The sequence below is a fragment of the Neisseria sp. P0009.S007 genome (assembly GCF_051962515.1).
The window spans coordinates 1-2,203 of sequence record NZ_JBQCVF010000218.1 but is presented as its reverse complement, the minus strand read 5'-3'; the positions used below and the strand labels follow the sequence as shown (position 1 = coordinate 2,203).

Annotated in this window: 2 protein-coding genes; both read left to right on the top strand. The window is 55.1% G+C overall.

Features of this window, described 5'->3' with window-relative positions; translation table 11 throughout:
* A partial coding sequence (locus ACTHS3_RS11785) for a L,D-transpeptidase family protein (RefSeq protein WP_440368018.1) occupies positions 1-278 on the top strand: 278 nt, incomplete at its 5' end.
* A 202-nt stretch (positions 279-480) separates the two neighbouring features.
* Positions 481-1,977 (top strand): amidase, encoded by a 1,497-nt coding sequence (locus tag ACTHS3_RS11780; protein ID WP_070734878.1) that lies wholly within the window; start codon positions 481-483, stop codon positions 1,975-1,977.
* The last annotated feature ends 226 nt before the right edge of the window (positions 1,978-2,203 follow it).

Below are 2,203 nucleotides of genomic sequence, written 5' to 3'. Positions count from 1 at the left end.
GAAAATACCGCATCAATGAGCGTAATCCCAATAGCGGCTACCATAAAAACCTCGGCGTTTCCTATCCGAACGAAACTGACAAAGCTTATGCCGAACAACACGGCAAAAGCCCGGGCGGGCTGATTAAAATCCACGGCATGAAAAACGGCTGGGGTTTTATCGGCAAAAAACACCTGCAAAAAGACTGGACCAATGGCTGCATCGCAGTCACGGACGAAGAAGTTGACGAACTCTACCGCAGCGTAAAACACAATGCGGAAATTGAGATTCTGCCGTAAACCATGTGCGACATTGCTTCAAAGGTCGTCTGAAAACGTCAAGGCGGTTTCAGACGACCTTTTTGCAGCAGCGGCAAACTTGTTCTTTGCCTTATCCGGTGTTACTGTTTCTTAAAAATTGCCTATGCGGACAAACGGCGAAAAGGCGGGCAGCCATGCCTGACCGAAAAAACGTGTGTTCATCAATCCGAAAGGAAAACCCATGAATTTTCAAGACTACATCTGTTACGATGCCGTCGGTTTGGCAGAGCTGATCCGCAAAAAAGAAGTGTGTGCCGATGAAGTGTTGCAGGCTGCTTTAAGCCGCTTGGACGAAGTCAATCCCAAGCTCAATCTGTTGGCGCACGATTTGCGCGAACGCGCGGAGGCGTGGCAGGGGTCGTCTGAAAATGCCGATACGCCGCTGGCGGGCGTGCCGTTTTTGCTCAAAGATCTGCTGGCGGATTGGGAAGGCGCGCCGACATGGTCGGGTTCGCGCATGATGCAGCATTACATTGCCAAGCAAAACAGCGATTTGACCCAGGCCTATCTCGATGCGGGGCTGCGCGTGTTCGGCAAAACCACCACGCCCGAATGGGGCGCATATGCCGTTACCGAAACCGAAATTTACGGCATCACGCGCAATCCGTGGCATTTGGATTACACCGCAGGCGGCAGCAGCGGAGGTGCTGCGGCGGCAGTGGCTTCGGGCGTCGTACCCGCAGCGCACGGCAGCGACGGCGGCGGCTCCATCCGCTTACCCGCGCACAACTGCGGCGTGTTCGGGCTGAAACCTACGCGCGGCCGCAGCAGTTACGCGCCGAACGCATCGGAAGCGTGGCAAGGCTTGGTATGCGACCATGTGTTGACCCGCAGTGTACGCGACAGCGCGGTTTTGCTGGACATCGCCGCCCAAACCCAAGCCCGCGCCCTGTATGCCTGCCCGCCGCCGTCCGAAAACGGTTTTGCAGGCAGCCTGAAACAAGAAACAGGTCGTCTGAAAATCGCTTTTTGGAAACAGGCATGGTTCGGCGGCGGCAACGACGAAGGCACGGAAGCCGCGTTCGCCCATAGTTTGAAACTGATGCAAGACGCGGGACACGAATTGGAAGAAGCCACGCCCGATTTTGCGCCGCCTGAACAGCTCAACCGAGCCGCCCGCATCATCGTCATGGGCGAAACGGCAAAACTGTTCTACCAATATCAATACGAAACCGGACAAAAACTGCCGCACCGCCTGCTTGAGCCGACAACGTGGGCAATGATTGTGCAGGGTCGGCAAATCAGTGCGGGCGAAATGGCATGGGCGCGCGACGTGATGCTGGCGCAGGAACGTGCCGCCAAAGCATTTTTCACGCGCTACGACGTGTTGATGACGCCCGTCTGCCCGCGCACCACGCCGAAAATCGGTGAGATGATGCCACCGCCCGCCGCACAAAAAGCCATGCGCCTGCTGTTTGGCACGCTGCGCTTGGGTTTTCTGTTGAAAAACAACCCGTTTTTAGAAAAAGAAGCCGCTGCCGCGCTGCAACACGTCGGTTATACGTCGCCGCTGAACATGAGCGGCAACCCCGCCATGAGTGTGCCGCTTTACCGGCATAACGGGCTGCCCGTCGGTACCCAGTTCGCCGCCGCACACGGGCGCGAAGACACGCTGCTCCGCCTCGCCGCGCAGTTGGAACAGATACAGCCGTGGGCGGAAATACCGCAGTTGGCTTAGGGTTTGCATTAGATAAAAAGTAGCCTATTTTCCTGAAGAAAAGATTTATACAAGGCCGTCTGAAAATATAAAAGCGTTTTCAGACGGCCTTTTGCCGGTATCAAAGGGTAGGGGAGGGCGCAAAGAACGTCGGAATCCGACATCTTTAAAGATTCTGAATTGTTGGTTTGGAAATAAACCTTTAAAATAACGTTAATTCATTTTTTCAGACGGCCTCTTGCCCATT

Bases quoted from the DNA above. Each gene is read 5' to 3' on its own strand.
- ACTHS3_RS11780 (WP_070734878.1), top strand. From the start codon at position 481: ATGAATTTTCAAGACTACATCTGTTACGATGCCGTCGGTTTGGCAGAG.